This window comes from Chryseobacterium candidae (genome assembly GCF_004916905.1).
In the GTDB taxonomy this organism is placed as follows: domain Bacteria; phylum Bacteroidota; class Bacteroidia; order Flavobacteriales; family Weeksellaceae; genus Chryseobacterium; species Chryseobacterium candidae.
This window is the reverse complement of record NZ_SDLV01000051.1, coordinates 1-2,259: the sequence shown is the minus strand read 5'-3', so window position 1 is coordinate 2,259 and position 2,259 is coordinate 1. Positions and strand designations below refer to the sequence as shown.

The following is a 2,259-nucleotide window of genomic DNA, read 5'->3' as shown; positions in this document are numbered from 1 at the left end:
AACAGAAAAACAAACCATCAATAAAAAGCTGATCAAACAGTAATTAACAATAAAAAATATACATATTTAAGCCATAGCAGGTATTCTGTTATGGTTTTTTTTATATTTCAAGATTGTTTTGGTGAAAATTAAAGTATTTGTAGTATTTTTAATAAAAAATTAATAATGCGAAAACTCCTTTTATTTAGCTCCTTTCTATGGGCTATCTTTTGTTTTACCCAAAATTTAAAACCTTTAGCTCGGGAAATCCATGAATATGAAAAGCTAAACTACCGTGCTCCTAAGTATGATTTATTTGATGTGAAAAGCACGGATAACATCTCTGAGTTAAGAAAAACGGCAACTGATGCTACTGTTTTAAGTCTGGATATACCCAAACTCATGAGATTGCTTGCTGAAAGCCCTGAATTTCTTGAAGTATCCTTTCCTTTTGATGACAATAAAGAAATCACTCTTCAGCTTTTTAAAAAGCAAATTTTCACTGATGATTTCAAAGTAAAAACGAAAAAAGATGAAGTTGTATCCTATAATCCAGGGATTTACTATCGCGGAATTGTTAAAGGAGATGATCAGTCTTTAGTAGCATTTAGTTTTTTTGATAATGATGTGGTAGGGATTATTTCAACACCAGCCTTGGGAAATATTATACTTGGAAAAATAAAGAATTCGAGTGATTTTATAAGTTATTCAGAATCTAAGCTAACCGTAAAAAATAGTTTCATTTGTAGTGTAGATGAATTGAAAGAAAGCAAAACTCAATTACCACCACCTGATCCAGGACAGCTTACCAATAAAACCATGACAGAAAATTGTGTAAGGGTATTTTATGAAGTAGGGTATAATCCTTATCAAAGTAATGGTTCAAACCTAACCAATACTATTAATTGGATGACTGCTATCCATAATAGTGTTGAAACAATATATTTTAATGATGATATCAGAATCTCTTTAAGTGAAATGTATGTATGGACTACACCAGATCCTTATACAGGTAACTATAATCCGGACTTAGGTATATTTAGTAATAGCAGACCCTTTTTTAATGGTGATATTGCCCATCTAGTAATCTCACCTGTAAGTACTGGTTATTCCAATATAAATTCCCTCTGTTCAGATTTGAAATATTGTTACTCACCAGTTCTCGTAAACTATCAACAATTCCCGATGTATTCCTGGACAGTTAATGTTACAACTCATGAACTAGGACATAATTTGGGCTCTCAGCATACTCATGCGTGTGCCTGGAATGGTAATAATACTGCAATTGATGGCTGTGGAACTCAAAATGGAAATCAAGGAAATGCATGTAACGGGCCAATTCCTGGTAATGGCGGAGGTACTATAATGAGTTATTGTCATTTAATTTCCGGAGTTGGAATCAATTTCAGTAATGGATTTGGTCCACAACCCGCTGAATTAATTAGAAATACCATTAATTCAAAAGCTTGTCTGGGCACTAACTGTATTTCTTCCTGTGAAGTAACGGTAATGGATCTCAGTATTGATAATGTTACACAAAACTCAGCAAGTGTCTTTATTATAGATGGAGCTTCCCAAGCATGGAAGTATGCACTCGCCAAAATAAATGGAACTATTGTACAATCGGGAACAATCAATACAAACAGTTTTAGTTTAAATAATCTGGATCCAAATACTTACTATAACTTATTCATTGGAAGTGAATGTTCAGGTTCTTTAGCTTATCAAAAACACCGAACATTTTTAACAAATGGAGATTGGTGCTCCGGAGTACGTTTTACAGATTCCGGAGGTCTTTCCGGAGGATATAGTAACAATGAAAAGTTAACTAAAACTTTTTATCCACTTTCTAATTCCAAATTAACATTGTATTTCAGTGAATTTAATTTGGAGAATTTTAAAGACTATATGTATGTATATAATGGACCTACAGCCGGATCTCCATTGTTTCCGAATGGAAATAACCTTACTGGTTCTTTGATTCCGGGGCCTTTTGTATCTACAGATCCTACCGGAGCTATTACCGTTGAGTTTTTCTCCAATGAATCAGGTACAGCAAATGGATGGAATGCAGGATTTTTATGCAAGTTTTTAGGAGTTGAAGATATTGAAACAAATAACAATACCGTTTCAATTTACCCGAATCCGGCAAAAACAATGATCATCATTTCATCCAAAGAAAATTTAAAATCCTATAAAATGTTTGATGAAGCGGGAAGATTGGTAATATCAGCTTCTTCTCTTAAAGGAAATAAACAGGAAATAAATCTTTCCTCAATT

General features: G+C 33.2%; 1 protein-coding gene. It reads left to right on the top strand.

Features of this window, described 5'->3' with window-relative positions:
- Positions 1-165: 165 nt before the first annotated feature.
- The coding region (locus tag EK417_RS18845; RefSeq protein WP_136523029.1) for a M12 family metallo-peptidase at positions 166-2,259 on the top strand (2,094 nt) is incomplete at its 3' end.